This window comes from Sporosarcina sp. P20a (assembly GCF_002743175.1).
In the GTDB taxonomy this organism is placed as follows: domain Bacteria; phylum Bacillota; class Bacilli; order Bacillales_A; family Planococcaceae; genus Sporosarcina.
In genome coordinates this window covers 72,498-93,793 of the sequence record NZ_PDYT01000007.1, presented here as the reverse complement: position 1 = coordinate 93,793, position 21,296 = coordinate 72,498, and the positions used below count along the sequence as shown (strand labels likewise).

The following is a 21,296-nucleotide window of genomic DNA, read 5'->3' as shown; positions in this document are numbered from 1 at the left end:
TAGTCAATTGATTCAGTCGTTGATTACTTCGATTCTGTTGCCGTCATCGAATTTGCTACTGTAATCAGTTCTTCTTTGCTTAACATGTCAGATGCAACAAAGAACGCCATGCCATTTGCTTCCCAGTGAATGGATTGTTCTGTCAATGCCGCTACTGCGAAACCTAGATCAACCGGGTCACCTTCTATAGATACAGGCATTTCATTCAATGGCTTTTCAGCTGGTTCCTGAATCACAACATATTCCTTATCCCCACTGAATGTCATAATTACGCGCTGGCCATTCTCAATTTCCACGCTTTTCTCTTCTGACAGTGTCGTACCTTGTAAATTAGCAACCGGATAGTAGGTTTGTTGATTTGCCTTAGCTTGATCTTCCCCATCACCTTCTGTTGCTTCTTCATCAGAATCCGCTTTATCACCGTCCGCTTTCGGTTTATCCATTTCTACTTTATACTCAGCGACTTTATGCTCTACACCTAAAGCTATTTTATCGAACTTAATGGAAATCTTTTCTTCACCTGTTTCATCGTGAATCGTCACCTTATTTGGCAACAATGTCTTTTTATCGATATGAATTTTCTGAGTTGGTAAAAGTGACTTATGATTATTGCGTGTAGCCGTTTCAAAAATATACTCTTTTTCTTTTTCTTCCATGACCGCTGCCTTGTCTGCTTTAATATCTTCAGCAAGCGTTCCGATTAGATACCCTTGACTGTTTTGTGCAGGCCAATCACTTTGGAATTTGTACGTTTTTCCGAGTGACGGCGTAACTACGAACACGCCTTCTTCGTTCCGAACGATCATTTGTGACTCTTCATTCCCCGATTGCGTCACATTCACTTTGTAAAACTCCGGCTTAGTATGCCATACCTCTACATTGTACACCCGAGGCTCTGAACCTGTTTTAATTTCCATCGAAGCATTTAACTCATAGCCCTTTGTTTCATTCCACTTGTTACTAAGTTTCTTCATGACATCTTCCTTGGAGGGTTTACCGCATCCTCCTAGTACTAACATAACTGCGACAACTGTTAACAAGATAATTTTCTTCCGCATTCTTTTCATCCTTTCTCCAATCAATTCGGGTAGCTTATCTTATGAGAGGGATGAATCGATTATGCGAGCTTGTTTTAAATTCTATTCAGACGCCATCAGGATTCCAGTAAGACCACTTGTGCAGCAGCTACAGTTTGGGTATGCGTAATACTAATGAACCCCTGAACCAGCTGACTACGGAAGTACAATACAGGGCGACCACTCGCTTCTGAAATGACTTCGATATCCAAAAAACTGCAATCTGCTCCGATTCCAGTACCCCGCGCCTTGGAGAATGCCTCTTTGGCAGCGAATCGTCCCGCTAAGTATTCAACTTTACGGTGCCCACTCAATGTTTCATAAACGCGTAGTTCTCTTTCAGACAATATTCGTTCTCTGAATTTAGTGTTACGGCCATCCAAACGGGCTATGCGATCCAATTCCACGATGTCTAATCCAATTCCTTGAATCAAAATGAACAACTCCTTTCCCTTCAAGTTAAATAATATGTATAATCAGTACAGAAGATTGAGGTGAAACCATGTTTATACGAACGGAAAATTTTTCACAATATGTTCGCGCTTATCCTGTCGTGACATTTTTGCTCGCCCTGAATATCGGGATATTTATCTATACATTGATTCCCGGCATTGGTGATCAGCTCTTTTTATTCGGCTTGGGAGATAACTTGCTCATTGCGAACGGAGAGTATTGGCGCTTAATCACCCCAATGTTTTTGCATGGTGGTTTCATGCACTTACTATTTAACATGTTCTCGCTTTTCGTTTTCGGACCAGAGCTTGAGAAAATCGCAGGGAAAGCGCGGTTTATTACAGTGTATATGTTAGCCGGCTTGTTCGGCGATATCGCAACATACTTCGTGCAACCTGTTGCTTATACGCACGTCGGTGCAAGTGGTGCGATTTTCGGTGTGTTCGGTGCTTTTGGCGCGCTCGTGTACTACACGAAGCATGCGTTCCCACAGTTGAGACAAGTTATTTTGCCAATCATCGTCATTAGTGTTGTAATGACGTTTGTTGGGACGAATATCAACGTAACAGCGCATATTGCAGGGCTGATCACAGGCTTCCTAATTGGACTGAGCTTCTTCAACCCGAAGAACATTGTCAGTTGGCGAAAAAAATAGTGTCATGCAAAGTCAGACAGGGATTGTCCTTGTCTGGCTTTTTGAATGGAGAATCTCACTCAGTAAGGACAACGGGTTTTCCACTCCAGCTGGGGGACGCTTTTGAAGCGGCCCCTCCCTATCCCTCGTCAGTACTTCTACTTTCATTAAGCCCCAAAAGCCAGACAAGTTTAGTTGTCTGGCTTTGTTTGTGATTCTGCGCTTTCTGGGTGGAACTCATACCAAGACAGGAACTTTTCTGCGTCCTCCTGAGGCATATGACGAATAGATGGGGCGTCGAGTGTCATTCCAGACTTTACATTGGCCGTAATGGTTGCAACCTTTTTCCTCCGATGGAAATAATTCTGATCTAACTCCATGGACTGAATACGATTCTTCTCCGTAAATACCGTCTGCCGGCTAATTGTGCGAAAACGCATCGTCAGCTGCTTCGGCAAGATGGTATAGGCCGCTGTCTTGTATTGCCAAATACCGTGTAACCCTACTAATGGCAATAGTAGTAACGCCAGCAATCCGTATGGGAAAAAGTTATACGAGACAACCGCTATCGGTACTAGTGTCACAAGTAACTTAAAACGATAGTAGAAACGTTTTCCTCTTTTGTCAATTCTCTCTGTCGGTTCACTGAAATTTATATTCGGAAATAACTCCTGCAATGGTTCAATGATGTTGTTTCTCTTCGCTAGCGGGAAAAGTTTGATTCGTGAACCTTCTCCCACTCCCCCTGCGCTATTGATGATGACCGCTCCATAACCGAACAGCTGACGGATAGGATTTTCAGTAATCGTGATATTTTGTACACGTTTCAACGGCACAGTAACCCGCTTCTTCTCGAGCAACCCTCGCGTGATGATTAAGTCATCTTTTTCACGCATAACTTTGAAATCATAATTCGCAAGGAACGTCATCGCGACGGATAGCAACCAAACAACAAGGAAGCCGAGTGCCACTAAAATCGCAATGACGAAGACACCGATGCGAATGAATGATTTCAGCTCTCCAAACAACCAGTCATATGGAATGAGTTCTTCAATTTGCGATAGGAATACGATCACACCAGATAAAATAACCCCAATTCCACCTGAAGTTGTGGCAAGCATAAGCAAGTCACCTGTCTTCATAGAGAAAATTACTGGAGCTGGTTGTTGTACCACCTGTACTTCTTCCTCTGGCTCCTTAATCAATCGCCACTCCGTTTGTTCAAATAACGCCGGTTTCGGTCCTAGGACCCTTACTTTTTTCGCTAGCTTAATTTCTTTTTCAATCTGTTGTGCTGCTTCTTTCGTGATTGCAGTCAATTCGGCTTCTGCATCTTTACCGGAAGACGAACCCGCTGTTTCTATTTTAACTTTAACTAACTGGAACGGCCGATGAAAAATACCTTCCGTGTAATCCAGACTTTGAATACGATCAAATGGAATGTAACGCTTTTTCCGGACAAACAAACCCGATTCAATGCGCAATTCTTGAGCTTCAAACCAGTAATCAAAACGGCGCCATTTTATAATACCCGAAACTAACGTGAATACGAGAAGTACACCAAATAAAATCAACGACCAATACTGAATATACCATGGCGCTGTACTTTCTCCTTTGAAACCATTCACGAAAACCAAGATTACGAATGGACCAATCAAATCTTTCAACGCTTTCGCAGTCTCGACGACAGCTGATATCCAATGAAGTTTATAACGTTGCTCAGACATCATCTTTCGCCACCCTTGCAAACGTGGAAATACGGTTGCGCAGTTCATCTGCCTCTTCCGTCACGAGCGCAGGAATGGAATGATTAGTCGCTGCAGTAGAGATTGTGATGGAAGCCAGACCATACTTACGCAAAATGGGTCCTTCCGCTGTATCCACGTGCTGAACGCGCACCATCGGAATAAGCGTGCGATTGACGATGAATAATCCGTGTTGAAGCTCGATTTCCGCTTCACGTACTTCATAACGCCAGCGTTGCCAACGAATTTTCGGGAATAAATAAATGGATAAAAACGCATGCAATAGTACAACTATTGTAACGACGATCATAATCCAAATCGGCCAATCAAAAAAATACGATAGAAAACCTAAACCGACCGCAATTGCCAGAATGATCACGCTTTGAATCGTTCCATATAATCTCCAAACTGTTAATCCTTTTCTGGAGATTTGATTTGAAGGTTGCTGTCCCACGGGCCCACCTCTTTTCGAATTTCTACTCATATATACGCAACAATCGTGAAAACGTTTCATTCTAATCGATCATATCATATTCACGACAAAAAAATCCGGGCTGCTATAATGCAGGCCCGGATTTTTTACTTTTAATTCTTATCGTTCTGAACGAGTGCTACTGCTGCGTCTTGATGCGCCGTCTCTTCTTGCGCCATCACGAGGTCCGCTACTACGTCTATTTGAACCGCCAGCTGATGAACCGCCACCGCTTCTGCCACGTCCGCCTTGAGAACGTCCGCCACCGCTACGATTGCCACCTTTATAGCCGCCAGAACGTGATGATGAAGGTCTGCGTGAAGGTAATGGACGCTCTTCTGAAATACTTACAGGAGTCTCATCAACACTTTTAGTCAATGACTTAAGTGCTGCCGCCACAATTTCTTTTGCATCATGTTTCTCAAGCAGCTGCGCTGCTAATCCTGCATAATCCTCTGAGTTTTTCTGCTCAATTGTTTCTACCAATGAATCCACTGCATTTTTCTTCTGTTCAAGCAATGCCTCATCAGAAGTTGGTGGACGTAATGGAGTCATACGCTTCTTAGTCGTTTCCTCAACGATTCGAAGGTAACCCATTTCACGTGGTGTTACGAATGTAACAGCCACTCCGCTTTTACCAGCACGACCAGTACGGCCGATACGGTGAACATAGCTCTCTGGATCTTGTGGAATGTCAAAGTTGTAAACGTGTGTTACGCCTGAGATATCTAATCCACGTGCAGCTACGTCTGTCGCTACAAGTACATCGATTTTATTGTCTTTGAACTGACGCAAAACTGACATACGTTTTGCTTGTGTCAAGTCACCGTGAATTCCTTCAGCAATATAGCCGCGGATACTTAGTGCATGAGCCAATTCATCTACCCGGCGCTTTGTGCGTCCGAATACAATAGCCAATTCAGGCTGTTGAACGTTCAACAATCTTGATAGCACATCGAATTTCTCACGTTCATGTGATTTTACGAAGAACTGTTCAATGTTCTCAACAGTCATTTCTTTTGATTTGATTTTAACAATTTCCGGGTTTTTCATGAAAGTTTCTGCGATTTTACGGATTGGAGCAGGCATAGTTGCTGAGAATAGCAACGTCTGACGCTCAGCCGGTACGCTTGCAAGAATTGTATTGATATCTTCGATGAATCCCATGTTCAACATTTCATCCGCTTCATCCAAAACAAGTGTTTGAACGTGATCAAGCTTCAATGTTTTACGGTTGATATGGTCCAAAATACGTCCCGGTGTACCGACTACGATATTTGGATTATTACGAAGTGCACGGATTTGACGTCCGATTTCTTGTCCGCCATAAACGGAAAGTACTTTCGCACGGCTACCGTAGCCTACTTTATAAATTTCTTCTGATACTTGGATTGCCAATTCACGTGTTGGTGCGATGACCAATGCTTGAACCGCTGTGCTCTTTGGATCCAATTTTTCAATGATTGGAATACCGAATGCTGCCGTTTTACCAGTACCTGTTTGCGCTTGCCCGATTACGTCGCGGCCTTCCATACCAAAAGTGATTGTTCCCTCTTGGATTGGTGTTGCCTCTTCAAACCCCATGCGTAGCAAAGCGTTTTGTGTTGATTCACTAATATTCAATTCTGAAAACTTCGTCAAAATATTCAATCTCCTTTATTTCTCCATTTGACAATTGGTTACATCTGCAAATGAAAGCGCGGCAAATTCGAGCCATGTACTTTGAAAGTTGGGAGCGTTTCCGATATATCCATCTCTGGTTTATAAAAAGAATCTTCTAGAAGGATTCTTGTGGTTGAGAGGGGTCATATCAATTACACCTATCGTAATTGCGTCCAGATTTTTATACAGCACAATGTAAAACCCGTGACATACAAGGAAAGCTCGGTCCTTGCCGAGCGGTGAAAACAGCAAATCATTGCTAGTTTGCCTACTAATCACCGTTTTATTCAAAAAAAAGTACTCTCCGTATAGTATAACGGTAGAGTGCCGTGTAAATGTATCCAATTCCTTTTATCATCCTACCACGGCTTACACGAGACTGCAACGAATCCGCTTAAGTTCCATTAATCAGTCTTTGCCCATGAACTTCAGTACTTTCGCGAACCATACATGGCGGTCTTCGCTATAACAAATATGATGTTTACCATGTTCAGAATAAATCAGATGTTTTTCTTTTGATCCGAGCTGTTCGTACAGTAAGTCCGCTGTGACTGCTGGAACGATACCATCTTGCTTCCCCTGCACGATACAAACAGGCGTTTTGACTTGATGGTGATACGGTCGCACTAAGCGAACGACACGTAAAAACTCTAGCGCCACACGAACTGGTGTATTTGTCAGCTTATAGTTATACAGATGATAGAACGAGTCCGGAGGAAAATCCCTATATCTCAAGGACCTCATCATGATTCTAGCGTCTTCCAATAAAATACGCGGACTAATATATTTTGCCGCAGCACTTAATAGGACAAGCTTTTTTATCGGATAACGTAGCGCCAAATACATGGCGATCAAGCCGCCCATGGAGAAGCCGACGACTATGACGTCATCCACTTCTTTTTGTAGTCTTCTAAATTCTAATTCCGCGACCATCATCCATGATTTGGCTGTGCCTTTCTGTACACCCCGATCCATTTCATGTCCCGGTAAAACAGGTACTGCTACTTTCCAATCGGTATGATTCTGTAGAAATCTTTTGAATGGGGCGACTTCAAAAGGACCACCCGTGAATCCGTGAATGATGAGAACGCCTGTCGTCACAACTCTTCCTCTGTAAGCATCTCTATGATCCGTTCTAATTTCATTCCTCTAGATCCTTTGAACAGCACCACTGTCTGAGCCGTTAGTTTCGGGCGCAATGCCTCCGCAAGTAATACCGTGTCATTCGCCGTCCACATAATATCTCCAGGGTAATCCTTCAATTGCTCAGACAGCCACTTCATACGTGGTCCAAATAGCGCGATGCCATTTACGTTCATTTTCTTCAGTTCGTCCGCGAGCTCTTCGTGGTAGCGCTGTTCATCGGTACCAAGCTCCAGCATATCACCCAGGACGAGCCATTTGTTTTGTTTGACGGATGTTCCATCGATAAAACGGAACGCCGCACGCATGGAAGTTGGCGCTGCATTGTAGGCATCATTAATAAGTAATGAACCGTTTTTACCCGCTACAGGTTGCATACGCATATCCGTTAATGTTGTTTCACTTAATGACTCTTTAATTTGTTGTTCCGTTAGATCCAACTCTTTTGCGATCATAATCGCAGCTAGTGCATTCTTCACTTGATGAGAACCGTAAACAGGAATGGTAAACTGTCCTTCCAGCTTACCGGTTACAGTGAATGAACTACCTTTATCGGTAGATATAATTTGTTGGGCAGTCAAATCCGCTTGTTCATAGCCGAATGACACACTGCGTAAACCCGGCTGTTGCTGTACTAATCCTTTTAATAACGGTTCGTCCCCATCGTAGAGCAACATACCGCCACTCACTAGACCATCGATGATTTCGAACTTCGCCTTTGCGATCCCTTCACGAGAACCGAGGTCTTGCATATGCGCCTCACCAATGTTCGTTATGACTGCAAACTGTGGTTTAGCAAGCGTTGATAGGAAATTAATTTCCCCGAAGCCGCTCATTCCCATTTCAAGGATTGCAACTTCCGTGTCGTCTTCGACAGCTAATAACGTTAGCGGCAAACCAAGCTCATTATTGAAGTTGCCTTCCGTTTTTTTGACCTTGCGATAAGGTGACAATACCCCTGCTATCAGATCCTTTGTCGACGTTTTACCATTCGACCCTGTGACTCCGATGACAGTACACGTCAATTCACTTCGATAGCTACGGGCCATTTGCTGCAATGCGAGCTCTGAATCTTCGACAAACAGCAGTGGTATATCTGAGGGTGGGTTCGGTTCATCTTTCAGCCAAAGTGCTGCGATTGCACCTTGCTCAATCGCCCCTTTGACGTATTGATGACCATTCACTTGTTCACCTCTAAATGGGATGAACAAGTCACCCGCCCGCACATTTCGTGAATCAATACTGACACCTGTAACAAGTTGCTCTGCGATATGCTGTCCTTCCGCCTGAAGCCATTTCTGGATCGTTGATAGATTTCGTTTCACGTTACTTCCTCCACTCAGTCCATTGTATATTGCAGTTGTTGTTTTTCTGTATGGCGTTCTATTGCCAGCTCAATTAGCTGATCGATTAATTCAGGATAAGTCAATCCAGATTTCTGCCATAGTAACGGGAACATACTTGTCGGTGTAAAGCCAGGTAATGTATTCACCTCATTGATCAATACTTCATCGTCTGCCGTAACGAAAAAGTCTGCTCGTACGAGTCCTGAACAGTCTAGAACTTTAAATGCACGGATTGCCATGTCTTTCATATGCTCTGCGACAGCACCGGGCACTTCAGCTGGAATAGATAATTCCGTACTTTGGTCTTTATATTTCGCTTCATAGTCGTAAAAGTCAGCAACCGGACGGATTTCCCCCGCTACCGATACTTTAGGATAATCGTTACCGAGAACCGCCATTTCAATCTCACGTGCCACTATTCCTTGTTCCACAATAATTTTGCGATCAAATTTCAATGCCAGCTCAATCGCTTTTTCGAGCGACTCGCGATCATCTGCTTTACTAATGCCGACGCTCGATCCAAGATTTGCGGGTTTAACGAACATTGGATAAGAAAGTTCTTGTTCCGCTTGATCTAATAATTGCTCGGCGTGTTCTTTCCACGTACTGCGAATGAAATGGATATATGCAACTTGCGCTAGCCCCGCTTGAGCGAATAATTGTTTCATCACAACTTTATCCATACCTGCTGACGAAGCGAGTACTCCGTTACCTGCGTATGGAATATTTAAGACTTCAAATAACCCTTGTACTGTTCCATCTTCCCCGTTCGTTCCGTGAAGAAGTGGCAAAATGACGTCGGGCATATCCCCTTGCAAAAAACTTTCAATATGATCGGGCTTTGGTTGTTCATTTTTCAGACGTAATGTCTCAATCTCTGTAACCGGTCCAGTCAACGGACTACCTTTTAACCATTCACCTTGCATCGTTATATAGATTGGTAACACTTCATATTTATCTAAATCAAGCGCCTCTGTTACTGCGAGCGCTGTAGAAAGCGACACTTCATGCTCTGCGGATTTCCCGCCATATACTAAACCTAACCGTCTTTTCATGTAATCTCCTCACATTCCGTAGTTTTCATTCATACAGTTTACCATGAATAGAGCCAATTCATGAATGAAAAACCAACGTTCTTCATTCTTTTTACTTCTCGTAGAAACCAATCATTTCACAACTCGTCTATTAATGGGTGTACTTCTTAAAAAGTTTTGCGATATAATAGGTATTTATAGTAAGAGAATACTAGCTTAAGAAAAGGTGAGTTCATAATTGAAACAAACAAACAGGCTAGGTGAACGATTCGACTGGACACTTGCCTTTATCATTTTGCTTTTCGCGATTGTCAGTTTTTTCGTCATTGGATCCGCTCAAACCTCTGAGCAATATACACAGAACTTCGTTTTAAAACAAGTGAGATGGTATATACTCGGTTCTTTCATCGTAGCGATGGTCATGTACTTTGAACCCGATCAATATAAAAAGTTCGCTTGGTATTTCTATGGCTTTGGTATTTTCTTGTTGGTTTTTCTTATGTTAGCTCCCGGCGGTCCAGGTCAAATTGCCGAAATGCGCTACAGCGCAAAACGATGGTTGCACTTGCCCGTCATTGGAACAATCCAGCCTGCTGAGTTCATTAAGACATTCTTTATTATCGGACTTGCCAAGTTGGTTAGCACGCATAACGAACGCTCGTTAAACAGGACCTATACGACAGATCTTCTATTACTCGGTAAAATTGCGCTGACGCTTGTCGTTCCATTGTTTCTCATCATGAAGCAACCCGACCTCGGAACTTCACTCGTCTTCATTTCGATTACTGCTGCCATCGTCATCGTTTCTGGAATATCATGGAAAATACTCGTGCCTGTCTTTTCATTTGGAGCGGCAGCCGCAGGAGGTATTCTTTGGATGTCTCTGTTCGCACAAGACATGCTCGACAAATTCGGGTTTTCACCTTATCAGTTCAAACGTGTCTATTCTTGGCTCGATCCGTACTCTTACCCGACAGACGAAGGGTATAACTTGATTACTGCGATGACTGCAATAGGCTCAGGACAACTGACAGGTAAAGGTTTTCTAGAACGCGTTGTATACATCCCTGAGAATCACACGGACTTTATCTTCAGTGTAATAGGAGAAGAGTATGGTTTTATCGGCGCTTGTTTGGTGATCACGCTGTATTTCATTTTAATTTACCACTTAACGAAAGTTGCTCTTTCTTTGCATGATCCGTTCAGCGTGTATGTTTGTACGGGCGTCATTGCAATGATCGCGTTCCACGTATTTGAAAATATCGGCATGAATATTCAGCTGTTACCTATTACAGGTATCCCTCTCCCATTCATAAGTTATGGGGGAAGTTCTTTATTTAGTAATATGCTGGCGATTGGCTTGATTTTCAGCATGAAGTTCCATCAGCGAACGTATTTATTCGATGCGGATGACAATGACTAACTGTAAATGAATACTGCCTCCCTTTCCGAGCCTTCACAAATTGTGTAGAATGTATAGGAAAGGGAGGTTTTTTTATGTCAACTTTACCAAATTGTCCAAAATGCCAATCCGAATACACTTATGAGGATGGGAACCTTCTCGTTTGCCCAGAATGTGCATATGAATGGACACCTGGATCGATGGAAGAATCCGATCCATCCGGTATGCCGGAGATCAAGGACGTAAATGGCAATGTGTTGCAGGATGGAGATTCTGTGACAGTCATTAAAGATTTGAAAGTAAAAGGAAGTTCCAATGCTTTGAAGATGGGAACGAAAGTGAAAAGCATTCGTTTAGTCGACGGTGACCATAACATCGATTGTAAGATTGATGGATTTGGCGCAATGCAACTAAAATCGGAGTTTGTGAAGAAAATTTAAAACATAAACTAACGCAAAAAGCTCATCCTCGAATACATTCGGGGATGAGCTTTTTGTATGGTCTGTTAGTTAATTCGCTTGAACGGGTGGTGCTTGTACGGCAGGCGTCAATGCTTGCAACATATCACTTCTGGATTTTGTGAGTTTTGCGGAAACACCAAGCTTCGCCAAATTGGAAATAATTTTCTTGAAATCCATTTCTTTAGCCACTTCTTCCACCTCAACCTTCATAGTTCGTTATATAGACGTTTGATCGCTCGTGAAGTTCTAGTTTTTATAGAATCTTTTTATTATCTTTATTATAACACTTTAACCACCTTTTAAATCTTTCATTTATGTTACATTTTCACCAATTATGCAAGTTTTAAACCTTATAATGTAAAATCACATGTTTTGACATACCCCCCACACGTATATTAAAGTACATATATACGAAAGGTGGCAGATATCGAGTGACGTTACTTCCTGAAGATCCCTCTCTGGATGAAGTAGAAATTTCTTGCCGTAAGAGTCATCATCCGGAAGAAATTAAGACGAACTTGACTCATCGTCTGAACCGCATCGAAGGTCAAATACGTGGTATTAAAGGTATGGTAGAGCGCGATGTTTATTGTGATGATATTATTACACAACTATCCGCTACACAATCCGCGCTAAACAGTGTGGCGAATGTTTTGTTAGACGGACACTTAAAAGGCTGTGTTAAAAATAGGTTAGCTGAAGGCGACGAAGAAGTGTTAGACGAATTAGCTAAAACTATAGCTAAATTAATTAGAAAATAGGAGGAATTTTAAATGACTACAACTACATTGAACGTAAAAGGTATGACATGTAATCACTGTGTACAAGCAGTAGAAGGTGCATTAACAGAATTATCCGGAGTTGAACGTGCTTTAGTTGATTTGAAAGCAGAAAACGTAGTCGTACAATTTGATGATTCTGTTGTAACCGTTGATAAAATGACAGAAGCCATTGAAGATCAAGGATATGACGTCGAAGCGTAACAAGAAAGGTGACCAGCATCATGAATGAGCAAAAAAGAGAAATTGCTATTACTGGTATGACATGTGCCGCTTGTGCAAATCGCATTGAAAAAGGGTTGCAACGAATGGAAGGTGTTTCGACAGCTACTGTCAATTTTGCTACTGAAAAAGCGGCTGTTACATTTGATTCCGAGCAAGTTGAATTAACAGAAGTGGAAGACCGAATTCGCAAGCTCGGTTATGACGTACTGATGGAAGAAGTGAACCTCAACATTAACGGTATGACATGTGCTGCTTGTTCCGCGCGAATTGAAAAAGTGTTGTCGCGTATGCCTGGCATTCAATCCGCCACCGTCAACTTGGCTCTTGAAACAGCTCATGTAAGCTATGATCCTGCCGCTTTGGAATTGACAGACATTTTGCAGAAGGTCAAAAAAATTGGTTATGAGGCAGCACCCCGAGCAGAAGAATCGGAAGGTCAAACAGATCATCGACAGAAAGATATCGATGAAAAGACACGCAAGCTGATTATTTCCTCTATACTTTCATTACCACTCTTGTGGACCATGTTTGCACATTTCTCCTTCACTTCTTGGATGTATGTGCCCGAAATTTTCATGAATCCATATTTTCAGTGGATATTAGCAACACCTGTTCAGTTTTGGATTGGTGCAACGTTCTATAAAGGTGCGTATGCAGCTCTACGTAATGGTAGTGCCAATATGGACGTACTGGTTGTACTCGGTACGTCCGCCGCATATTTCTACTCGGTTTATCTGGTTTTGACGGGTTACGCACTGGACCATGGCTTATATTTTGAAACTAGCGCAGTGTTGATTACATTGATTTTATTAGGGAAATTATTCGAGGCACGTGCAAAAGGTCGCTCTTCAGATGCAATCAAAAATCTGATGAAGCTGCAACCGCAAGTAGCTATTCTTGAACGCAACGGAGAAACTGTGGAAATATCCATCCATGAAGTAACACATGGAGATATTTTAGTCATTCGACCAGGAGCTTCTATACCCGTTGACGGAATAGTGCTATCTGGATCTTCCGCAGTGGATGAATCGATGCTAACGGGCGAAAGCCTACCTGTAGAAAAACAAGAAGGCAATGATGTGTTTGCCGCCACCGTGAATGCCAATGGTTCATTACGGATAAAAGCATCGAATGTCGGAAAAGACACGATGATTTCAAATATTATTCGCGTCGTCGAGGAAGCACAAGGTTCAAAAGCACCGATTCAGCGACTGGCTGATCGGATATCCGGAGTGTTTGTCCCTATCGTCGTCGGCATTGCGATTATTACGTTCCTTATATGGTATTTCATAGTTGCACCAGGTAATTTTGAAGCTTCTCTAACAAGCATGATTGCCGTTCTCGTCATCGCGTGTCCTTGTGCACTTGGTCTTGCTACTCCTACTTCCATCATGGCGGGTTCAGGACGTGCAGCGGAAGAAGGCGTGTTGTTTAAAACTGCTGAAGCGATGGAACAAACCCGCTCGATCAATACCATTGTATTTGATAAAACTGGAACGATTACAAAAGGTCTTCCAGAACTAACAGATTTCCACGTTCGCGATGAAAAACAGCGTATATCTTTACTCTCACTTGCCGCGGCATCTGAAAGTGATTCCGAGCATCCAGTTGCTAAAGCTATTACGTCCCACGGATTGCAACAGGTTTCTACATTGCCTATTGTGGATTCATTCGAAGCGATTCCCGGTTACGGAATTCAAACTGTAATTGATGGGAAAAATATTTTGCTAGGAACAAAAAACCTACTGTCTCGCCATAATGTGGAATTTGATTCGACGATTGCTTCTGTAGAACAAATGGAAGGCGACGGCAAGACCGTTATGTTCATGGCGGTAGACGGCGTACATGAAGCAATCATTGCGGTTGCCGATACGATTAAAGATACATCGAAGCAAGCAATTGCTGAACTTCGTGCGATGAACCTTGAAGTCATTATGTTAACTGGCGATCAGCATACGACAGCTCAGGCGATTGCAAACACTGCAGGCATAGATCATGTTATCGCAGGCGTACTACCGGACCGTAAAGCAGAGGTCATCCGCTCCTTACAAGCCGAAGGTAAGCGCGTGGCTATGGTCGGCGATGGTATTAACGATGCACCTGCTCTTGCGGTAGCCGATATTGGTATGGCTATGGGTACCGGAACGGCGGTCGCGATGGAAGCGGCTGACGTGACGCTCATGCATGGTGATTTGTTGCGTGTAGTTGATACGCTGAAAATGAGTGAGTTGACAGTCAGAAATATTAAGCAGAACTTATTCTGGGCGTTGGCGTATAACTCTATTGGCATTCCGATTGCGGCAGTTGGTTTGTTAGCTCCATGGCTAGCAGGTGCCGCAATGGCATTTAGTTCGGTTTCAGTCGTGTTGAACGCTTTGCGTTTGCAGCGTGTGAAGCTGCACTAAGAAAAGGTATAGAGCTGTCCCAGGAGTAGTTAATGACTTCTCGGGGCAGTTTTTTCCGTTCTGAAGTTAGTGCCCTATAAAAATATATAGGAAAGCATCAGTAGTTTTCGGTGTGGAGATTTCTGTTACTAGGGAAATGCTTTTGCAACAGTCCCCTGCTGTAGGATCAATCCACTCATAAATATGAACTACCTCTCCCTCACTGCTACTTGAATGATCCTCCTATTCATCGTACGATGAGAAAGAAACTATTCATTCAGAAAGCAGGTTACATATGAAGAAAACGATCTTATTATTGATGTCCGTCCAGTTTTTCGTTTATCTTGGTTTCGGCATTATCATTCCTATTTTACCTGAAGTCATCCTCGCTGAAGGCTTTTCGGAAGTACATGTCGGTGGCTTGTTGACAATTTATGCTCTATCTTCATTTTTCACAGCACCATTATGGGGCGCACTTTCAGACCGCACTGGTAGAAAGAAACTGATCATGATTGGGTTGCTCGGCTTCAGCATCAGCTTCTTTTTATTCGCAGCATTCATGCACCACATTGTATTGCTATATGTTTCACGCGTAGTAGGTGGTATTTTCTCAGGTGCGCTGTATACGGCCGTAACTGGTTTTGTCGCTGATATCACGACGGAGGAGAATCGTAATAAGTATATGGGTCTGCTCGGTATGTCAATCGGGCTTGGATTCATCTTTGGTCCTGCAATCGGTGGTATTCTTGGTGACGTTCAGTTGCAATTACCATTCATCGCGTCGGGTACTTTAACGTTATTATTAACAGTGTACGCTATGATTATTCTGAAAGAGCCAGATCGTCATAGTGAAGGCAATAAACGGGCGATTATTCCGAAAGGCGCTTCTACCTTATGGACCTATCGTATTCGTTATCTATTTATCACTTCATTTATTATCACCTTTTTACTTGCCGGTGTGGAAGCCACATTCCAACTCTTCCAAATCGATAAAATTCAAATTACACCTTTGCAACTAGGGTATTTGTTTATGGCGAGTGGTCTTGTTGACGCAGCTATTCAAGGTGGCGTGGTACGACGTGTGAAAAATGGTACCGAAACTTCTTGGATTATCGTTGCGCAGGTCGTTACAGCAATTGGTCTTATACTCATTCCATTTTCCACAAGCTTGCTATGGGCAGGGTTTGCAATGAGCGTATTCACTGCAGGTAACGCACTGGTCCGAACAGTACTCGTATCCCTTACTACTAAAGAGTCAGGTGGTATGTATGGTACCGCAGCAGGTCTCTCATACTCTATGGATAATATGGGCCGAATTATTGGACCGTTGTTATTTACGTGGGTATTCACTATGCAGGCAGGTAATATGTACTTTGTTTCCGCCATTATAGCGTTACTATCTATAGGTCTCGTATTTATTTTCCGCAAATCCACACGCTCTATGCGAAACACAGCGGACCAAATTGCTTGATATAAAGCAGAAGAAACTTCACCTTCTTTTATAAATAGGTTATTTATTCGCAACTCCGCTATACTAAAGGAATAGTATATATCCTACGGGAGGAAACATATGACGCAAGTAATTAGTTTGATTATCACAAGCACGTTGATTATTAATATATTTCTCGCGATTGCTTTGATATTTTTAGAGCGCCGGGATCCTACAAGTACTTGGGCATGGTTGCTTGTGCTGTTTTTTATTCCGATTTTAGGTTTCATTATCTATTTATTACTTGGTAGGCAATTACGTCAAAAGCACTTATTCCGCTGGGAAGGCAGGAATAAGATTGGTATTGAAAAGCTTATTAGTTATCAACTCGAAGCTATAGAAAATGAGACATTTGAGTTTCTAAAGACCGATACGGAAGAATATGACGATATGATTTATTTGCATTTACGCAATAATCATTCCGTACTGACACAAGATAACGATGTGCAAGTATATACGGATGGTCGCGATAAATTTGACGCATTGCTTGAAGACTTGGAACACGCTCGTGATCATATCCATATTCAGTATTATATTTTCCGACTGGACGGTATAGGAAAGCAGATTGAAGAGATTTTGATCAATAAAGCGAAATTAGGTGTAAAAGTACGAATGCTGTTTGATGATATTGGTTCACGTGGTTTGCACGTAAAGAACTTTCATGAATTGATTGATAGTGGTGGCGAAGTAGCGGCATTCTTTCCCGCCTTGCTCCCCTTGATCAATCCTCGTTTAAATTACCGGAACCATCGGAAAATTGTCATTATCGACGGGCGGATTGGTTATATCGGTGGATTTAACGTTGGAGATGAATATTTGGGACTCAGCAAAAAGTTTGGTTACTGGCGCGATACACATCTTCGAATCGAAGGAAGCGCGGTTCATCCATTACAAACCCGCTTTATACTCGATTGGAATCAAGCATCTCCTAAAACAAATCTTCAATACAATGAACGATTCTTCCCAGCGATTCCCCGCAAAGGAGATGTCGGCTTACAGATTGTGTCTAGCGGACCTGATTCCGAGTGGGAAGATATTAAAGATGGCTATTTGAAAATGATATTTCAAGCAAAAGACTACATCTATATTCAGACGCCTTATTTTATTCCTGATACCAGCATGCTAGATGCGCTTCGGATCGCGTGTCTGTCAGGCGTAGACGTACGGATTATGATCCCTAATAAACCGGACCATATGTTTGTTTACTGGGCGACCTATTCGAATGTCGGTATTTTACTAAAAGCTGGAGCGAGAATATATATTTATGAAAATGGTTTCATCCATGCCAAGCAAATTGTAGTAGATGATCAAGTGTCGTCTGTTGGAACAGCTAATATAGACGTCCGTAGTTTCCGCTTGAATTTCGAAGTGAATGCTTTCATCTATGATCGAAAAAAATCACATGAATTGGCAGAGATTTTCGAAGAAGATATTCAAAACTCAACCGAGCTGACACTAGATGCTTACTTGGGGCGTGAGCGATTGATTAAACTAAAAGAATCCATTTCACGCTTACTCTCCCCCATCCTATAATAAAAAATAGCCAACAGAAGATCATGATCTTCTGTCGGCTATTTTTATCGTACACCTAAATATTCTTCTAAAGTGATGTTTCGTTTAAATATTTGTTCAGCTTTATCTTTCCCAACATAACGATAGTGCCAAGATTCATGCATGTAACCAGTCTTATCTTCTTTTCCTTCAGGGTAGCGAAGGATAAATCCGTATTGATGGGCATTGGCAGCAAGCCACTTAGCTGCTTCTGTATCACCGAAGGAATTCGATGCCCAATGTTTTTCATGATTGACTTCACCAATATCAAATGCAAGCCCTGTCTGATGCTCTGAATAGCCAGGACGCGCACTATACCGATCAGCCGCTTCTTGCCCGTCTCTTTCCACATATCGGTTATATAAGGTGACTTGATAGTCATACGAACGATACGTACTGAAAGCCTGCAGATTAATGCCAGATGTAACGGCGGATGCAGCTAACTCATCGAATGCCTCTCTCGCTTCCTCGCTTTCTCCAGGTGCATAGTCCTCCGGTAAAGGATATTGTTTATTGGCAAGCAATACACCTTTAATGAGCTTCGGTTCTTTAGGTAACTTCTGTCCTTTTATATAGCCAGTGGGATTAGAAGGTGGCACTGCTTCCCCTCCAGACTCTTCCTCCCGTACTTCCTCTTCTTTAGGATCTTCTTCGATTAATGGTTCATCTGTCTCTCGAAGCAGTTCTTCACTCGGTACGTCAGAAGGCGATGTGTTTTCTTCACTACGTCCTGTCATATCCGTACTATCTGAATCGGCAGGTTCATCTATCTCTTGAAAGTCAGCAGTTGGTTCTGATTCATTTTGAATACTGTCAACCGCCTTTTTCATACTCCATCCGTTCGTTCCAATCCATATCACACTACCAATAAGGACAATAAAGAGTAGAATGATCCCTCCATTTATCCATTTATTTTTCCGCCTACGTTTTCCGGAAGAAAGTTCATCATTTTTATTTCTCATACTATACCCTGCTTTCTTTCTGATTCACTTATCAAATTGCTACTCTCATTGGATGCAATTTATACACTTTTTCAAACTATGTATTCTAGTGTATCACCATTTTTCTTTTTCGTCTGTCTATGCTAGTATTTACGTAACTTAAGATTCAACCATTATTGTGAGGTCATGCATTTGAATAATCAACGTTGGCTCTCGATGAGTTTTTTCGTATTTTTCTTTACATGGGGTATCTTTTTACCCTATTGGACAGGTTGGTTGACTTCAGCAAAAGGTCTATCAGTAACACAAGCTAGCGTCTTGATGGGTGTAGGTATGATCGCTAGGTCCTTCTCCACGTTCTTCCTATTTCCGTACGCTACGAGAAATATGTCACTTCTGCGTGTTATACGTTGGACTACTTTTTTATCCTTTATTCTCGCGCTTGCTTATCTCCCGGAAAGTCCTTTTGCGGTTTTGTTTGGTTTAACGGTTTTATTCAGTTCCATATATCCTATCATCCTGCCAAGCGTCGAGAGTGGTGCTTCGTTATTGATGCAAAACGAACGAATACATTATGGCAAAAGCCGCTCATTCGGTTCAATCGGCTATACTGTCGCCTTACTATTAATTGGTACGGTAACGGCAATCTGGAGTGAACAAGCGATTTTATATATGATGATTATCGGCCTCGGTATGGGCTTGATATTTTTCTTTCAACCCGCCCCAGTTGCATTGCAACTTCATCCCGTTGCAGATTCGGCCGCTCAAAAGGGTCAATTACGGGTTTTGTTTGCCAATAAATCGTTTGTTACAGTTCTATGTATTGCGATTTTACTACAAGGCTCGCATGCTTCTTATTATAACTATGGTTTTATCTTTTTGGATGATATGGGAATCAACGGTTTTTATATCGGGTTGATCCTTAATATCGCCGTGCTGTTTGAAATTATATTTTTTACACAAGCAGATCGGTTGCTTGCAGGAGTCAAGACGTCGACTATTTTCTTAATAGCCGCAATCGGTTCTACCATTCGTTGGATTTCCATCTTCCTCTTTCCTATGACTAGTGTATTTATCGCAACACAGGTTCTCCATTCAGTATCATTCGGCATGGCACATTTTGCATTCATTCAATACATATCGAAAAACGTACCGAATCAGCTCATCGCTTCCGCACAAGGCGTCTATGCGGCAGTGGCAATGAGTCTCAGTATTGCCATTCTGACTTTCCCTGCTGGGTATTTATATGACCTATCGCCGCGCTTCGCATTTCTCAGTATGGCTATTTGTGCCATAGGTGCATTAATTTTGATTTTGGGGACAAAGCAGCAAATTTCTCGTAAAATTGAATAAAGGAAAGGCCGCTGATTTAATTGCGGCCTTTCCTTTTATTAAAATAGTAAGACGTACGCTAATGCGCCAAGTGAACCTATCCCGAAAAATAATGCCATCCAAAGCATCCATTTCGCTTCACGCATCAGACCTTGGTTTCTATACATAATAGTTCGTGCGGCATTGGTGAAGGTAAACATGATCAGCATAAACAGAATCGCAAACTCTAAATTTAACTTGATGATAAAATACAGCGCTGCCGCTGCAGAAGCTGTAATTGCCAAGCCCATGATCCATTTCAATTTCATGCGCCTCTTCCTCTCCATTGTTGAGAACAAAAAAAGCTGGTATGCACCAGCTTTTTCTGTACCTTACTTTTCTTCCACGACTGGCGGTTCAACATGTTTAAAGTAAAACTTGCGTCCAAGATATGTTTGGAAGATTAACAGTAATCCTCCGACTGCCCAATATAGCGGCAATGCAGCCATTACAGTATACGAAATGAACATAATCATAATAGGTGACATGTAAATAAATAACTTCATTTGTTTTTGTTGCTGTTCAGGCATCGTCCACAATGAAACACGTGCTTGGACAAAGTATACAGCTCCGGCTACTAACATCATAATAATATCCGGTTCACCGAGTTTAAACCATAAAAATTCATGATTTTTCACTTCAGGTGGTGCATAAAGGATAGCAAAGTATAAGCCCATAATGATCGGCATTTGAATTACAAGTGGTAAACAGCCCATATTTAACGGATTGACACCATGCTTAGAATACAGTCCCATCATTTCTTGCTGAAGCTTCATTTGCTCTTCTTTATCCTGAGATTCCTTGGATGCTTTCATACGCTTTTGGATATCTTCCATTTCTGGTCGAAGTCCATCCATCTTTACCTTCATCTCTTGTTGAGATTTATAGTTCTTTAACATCAACGGCATCAAAACTACCCGTATTGCTACAGTAATCAGTACGATCGCAAAACCGTAATTACCATTGAACGCTTCCCCAAGATAATGAAGCAGCCAATCCATCGGTCTAACAAATGTACTGTAGAAAATCCCTGTTTTGTTTTCCACACCAGAACAACCGCTCAAAAACACAGCAGTAATTGCTAATAAACTTACGAGCCCTATTCTTTTCTTCAATGGTTTCACCTAC

General features: G+C 42.2%; 21 protein-coding genes. 9 read left to right on the top strand and 12 right to left on the bottom strand.

Annotated features, from left to right (window positions below):
• Positions 1–23: 23 nt before the first annotated feature.
• Both CSV72_RS08865 and acpS read right to left on the bottom strand, forming a co-directional pair.
• Entirely contained in the window at positions 24–1,058 is a 1,035-nt protein-coding gene (locus CSV72_RS08865) for a LolA family protein (RefSeq protein ID WP_099678035.1), read from the bottom strand.
• 95 nt (positions 1,059–1,153) lie between these two features.
• Positions 1,154–1,510: a holo-ACP synthase gene (gene acpS / locus CSV72_RS08860; RefSeq protein WP_099678034.1), complete on the bottom strand. Its 357-nt coding sequence runs from the start codon at positions 1,508–1,510 to the stop codon at positions 1,154–1,156.
• A 68-nt stretch (positions 1,511–1,578) separates the two neighbouring features.
• On the opposite strand from acpS, the gene CSV72_RS08855 reads away from it, so the two are divergent.
• Complete coding sequence (locus CSV72_RS08855) at positions 1,579–2,184, top strand: rhomboid family intramembrane serine protease (RefSeq protein ID WP_099678033.1); 606 nt, start codon at positions 1,579–1,581, stop codon at positions 2,182–2,184.
• Between the two features lie 170 nt (positions 2,185–2,354).
• On the opposite strand, the gene CSV72_RS08850 is transcribed toward CSV72_RS08855, so the two are convergent.
• From CSV72_RS08850 to CSV72_RS08825, 6 genes are all read right to left on the bottom strand, one after another.
• The gene (locus CSV72_RS08850) at positions 2,355–3,890 is read right to left on the bottom strand and encodes a PH domain-containing protein (RefSeq protein ID WP_099678041.1); all 1,536 of its coding nucleotides are present in this window, start codon (positions 3,888–3,890) and stop codon (positions 2,355–2,357) included.
• A complete protein-coding gene (locus tag CSV72_RS08845; RefSeq protein ID WP_099678032.1) occupies positions 3,883–4,362 on the bottom strand; it encodes a PH domain-containing protein in 480 nt (159 codons plus the stop codon). Before CSV72_RS08845 ends, CSV72_RS08850 begins: the two co-directional genes overlap by 8 nt.
• A gap of 138 nt (positions 4,363–4,500) precedes the next feature.
• Complete coding sequence (gene cshA / locus CSV72_RS08840; RefSeq protein ID WP_099678031.1) at positions 4,501–6,021, bottom strand: degradosome RNA helicase CshA; 1,521 nt, start codon at positions 6,019–6,021, stop codon at positions 4,501–4,503.
• A 429-nt stretch (positions 6,022–6,450) separates the two neighbouring features.
• A complete protein-coding gene (locus CSV72_RS08835; RefSeq protein ID WP_099678030.1) occupies positions 6,451–7,143 on the bottom strand; it encodes an alpha/beta hydrolase in 693 nt (230 codons plus the stop codon).
• Entirely contained in the window at positions 7,140–8,510 is a 1,371-nt protein-coding gene (locus CSV72_RS08830; RefSeq protein WP_099678029.1) for a UDP-N-acetylmuramoyl-tripeptide--D-alanyl-D-alanine ligase, read from the bottom strand. Before CSV72_RS08830 ends, CSV72_RS08835 begins: the two co-directional genes overlap by 4 nt.
• A gap of 14 nt (positions 8,511–8,524) precedes the next feature.
• Positions 8,525–9,586 (bottom strand): D-alanine--D-alanine ligase, encoded by a 1,062-nt coding sequence (locus CSV72_RS08825; RefSeq protein ID WP_099678028.1) that lies wholly within the window; start codon positions 9,584–9,586, stop codon positions 8,525–8,527.
• A gap of 217 nt (positions 9,587–9,803) precedes the next feature.
• Between CSV72_RS08825 and CSV72_RS08820 the strand changes: the two genes are divergently transcribed.
• Together CSV72_RS08820 and CSV72_RS08815 are read left to right on the top strand one after the other, a co-directional pair.
• Positions 9,804–10,988 carry an FtsW/RodA/SpoVE family cell cycle protein gene (locus CSV72_RS08820; RefSeq protein WP_099678027.1) on the top strand — a complete coding sequence of 395 codons (1,185 nt, stop codon included), beginning with the start codon at positions 9,804–9,806 and terminating at the stop codon, positions 10,986–10,988.
• Between the two features lie 74 nt (positions 10,989–11,062).
• The gene (locus tag CSV72_RS08815) at positions 11,063–11,407 is read left to right on the top strand and encodes a zinc ribbon domain-containing protein YjdM (protein ID WP_099661710.1); all 345 of its coding nucleotides are present in this window, start codon (positions 11,063–11,065) and stop codon (positions 11,405–11,407) included.
• A 69-nt stretch (positions 11,408–11,476) separates the two neighbouring features.
• Here the strand turns inward: CSV72_RS08815 and CSV72_RS16725 are convergent, their stop codons facing one another.
• Entirely contained in the window at positions 11,477–11,638 is a 162-nt protein-coding gene (locus CSV72_RS16725) for an Lmo0850 family protein (RefSeq protein ID WP_158232184.1), read from the bottom strand.
• A 221-nt stretch (positions 11,639–11,859) separates the two neighbouring features.
• On the opposite strand from CSV72_RS16725, the gene CSV72_RS08810 reads away from it, so the two are divergent.
• The 5 genes from CSV72_RS08810 to cls all read left to right on the top strand — a co-directional run bounded on the left by CSV72_RS08810 (position 11,860) and on the right by cls (position 17,838).
• Positions 11,860–12,189, top strand: coding sequence for a metal-sensitive transcriptional regulator (locus CSV72_RS08810; RefSeq protein WP_304442242.1), 330 nt, complete (start codon positions 11,860–11,862; stop codon positions 12,187–12,189).
• A gap of 12 nt (positions 12,190–12,201) precedes the next feature.
• A complete protein-coding gene (copZ, locus tag CSV72_RS08805; RefSeq protein WP_099678026.1) occupies positions 12,202–12,411 on the top strand; it encodes a copper chaperone CopZ in 210 nt (69 codons plus the stop codon).
• A gap of 20 nt (positions 12,412–12,431) precedes the next feature.
• A complete protein-coding gene (locus CSV72_RS08800) occupies positions 12,432–14,837 on the top strand; it encodes a heavy metal translocating P-type ATPase (RefSeq protein ID WP_099678025.1) in 2,406 nt (801 codons plus the stop codon).
• A gap of 274 nt (positions 14,838–15,111) precedes the next feature.
• Complete coding sequence (locus CSV72_RS08795; protein ID WP_099678024.1) at positions 15,112–16,287, top strand: MFS transporter; 1,176 nt, start codon at positions 15,112–15,114, stop codon at positions 16,285–16,287.
• Between the two features lie 99 nt (positions 16,288–16,386).
• Positions 16,387–17,838, top strand: coding sequence for a cardiolipin synthase (gene cls, locus CSV72_RS08790; RefSeq protein ID WP_099678023.1), 1,452 nt, complete (start codon positions 16,387–16,389; stop codon positions 17,836–17,838).
• A 44-nt stretch (positions 17,839–17,882) separates the two neighbouring features.
• Here the strand turns inward: cls and CSV72_RS08785 are convergent, their stop codons facing one another.
• On the bottom strand, positions 17,883–18,818 hold the full coding sequence (locus CSV72_RS08785; protein WP_099678022.1) for a M15 family metallopeptidase: 936 nt from the start codon (positions 18,816–18,818) through the stop codon (positions 17,883–17,885).
• Positions 18,819–18,983: 165 nt separating this feature from the next.
• Between CSV72_RS08785 and CSV72_RS08780 the strand changes: the two genes are divergently transcribed.
• A complete protein-coding gene (locus CSV72_RS08780; protein ID WP_199170077.1) occupies positions 18,984–20,150 on the top strand; it encodes an MFS transporter in 1,167 nt (388 codons plus the stop codon).
• Between the two features lie 38 nt (positions 20,151–20,188).
• Here CSV72_RS08780 and CSV72_RS08775 read toward each other — a convergent pair whose 3' ends face one another.
• Entirely contained in the window at positions 20,189–20,437 is a 249-nt protein-coding gene (locus tag CSV72_RS08775; RefSeq protein WP_099633880.1) for a hypothetical protein, read from the bottom strand.
• A 63-nt stretch (positions 20,438–20,500) separates the two neighbouring features.
• Positions 20,501–21,283, bottom strand: a complete 783-nt coding sequence (gene yidC, locus CSV72_RS08770; protein WP_099633911.1) for a membrane protein insertase YidC — start codon at positions 21,281–21,283, stop codon at positions 20,501–20,503.
• Positions 21,284–21,296 lie beyond the last annotated feature (13 nt).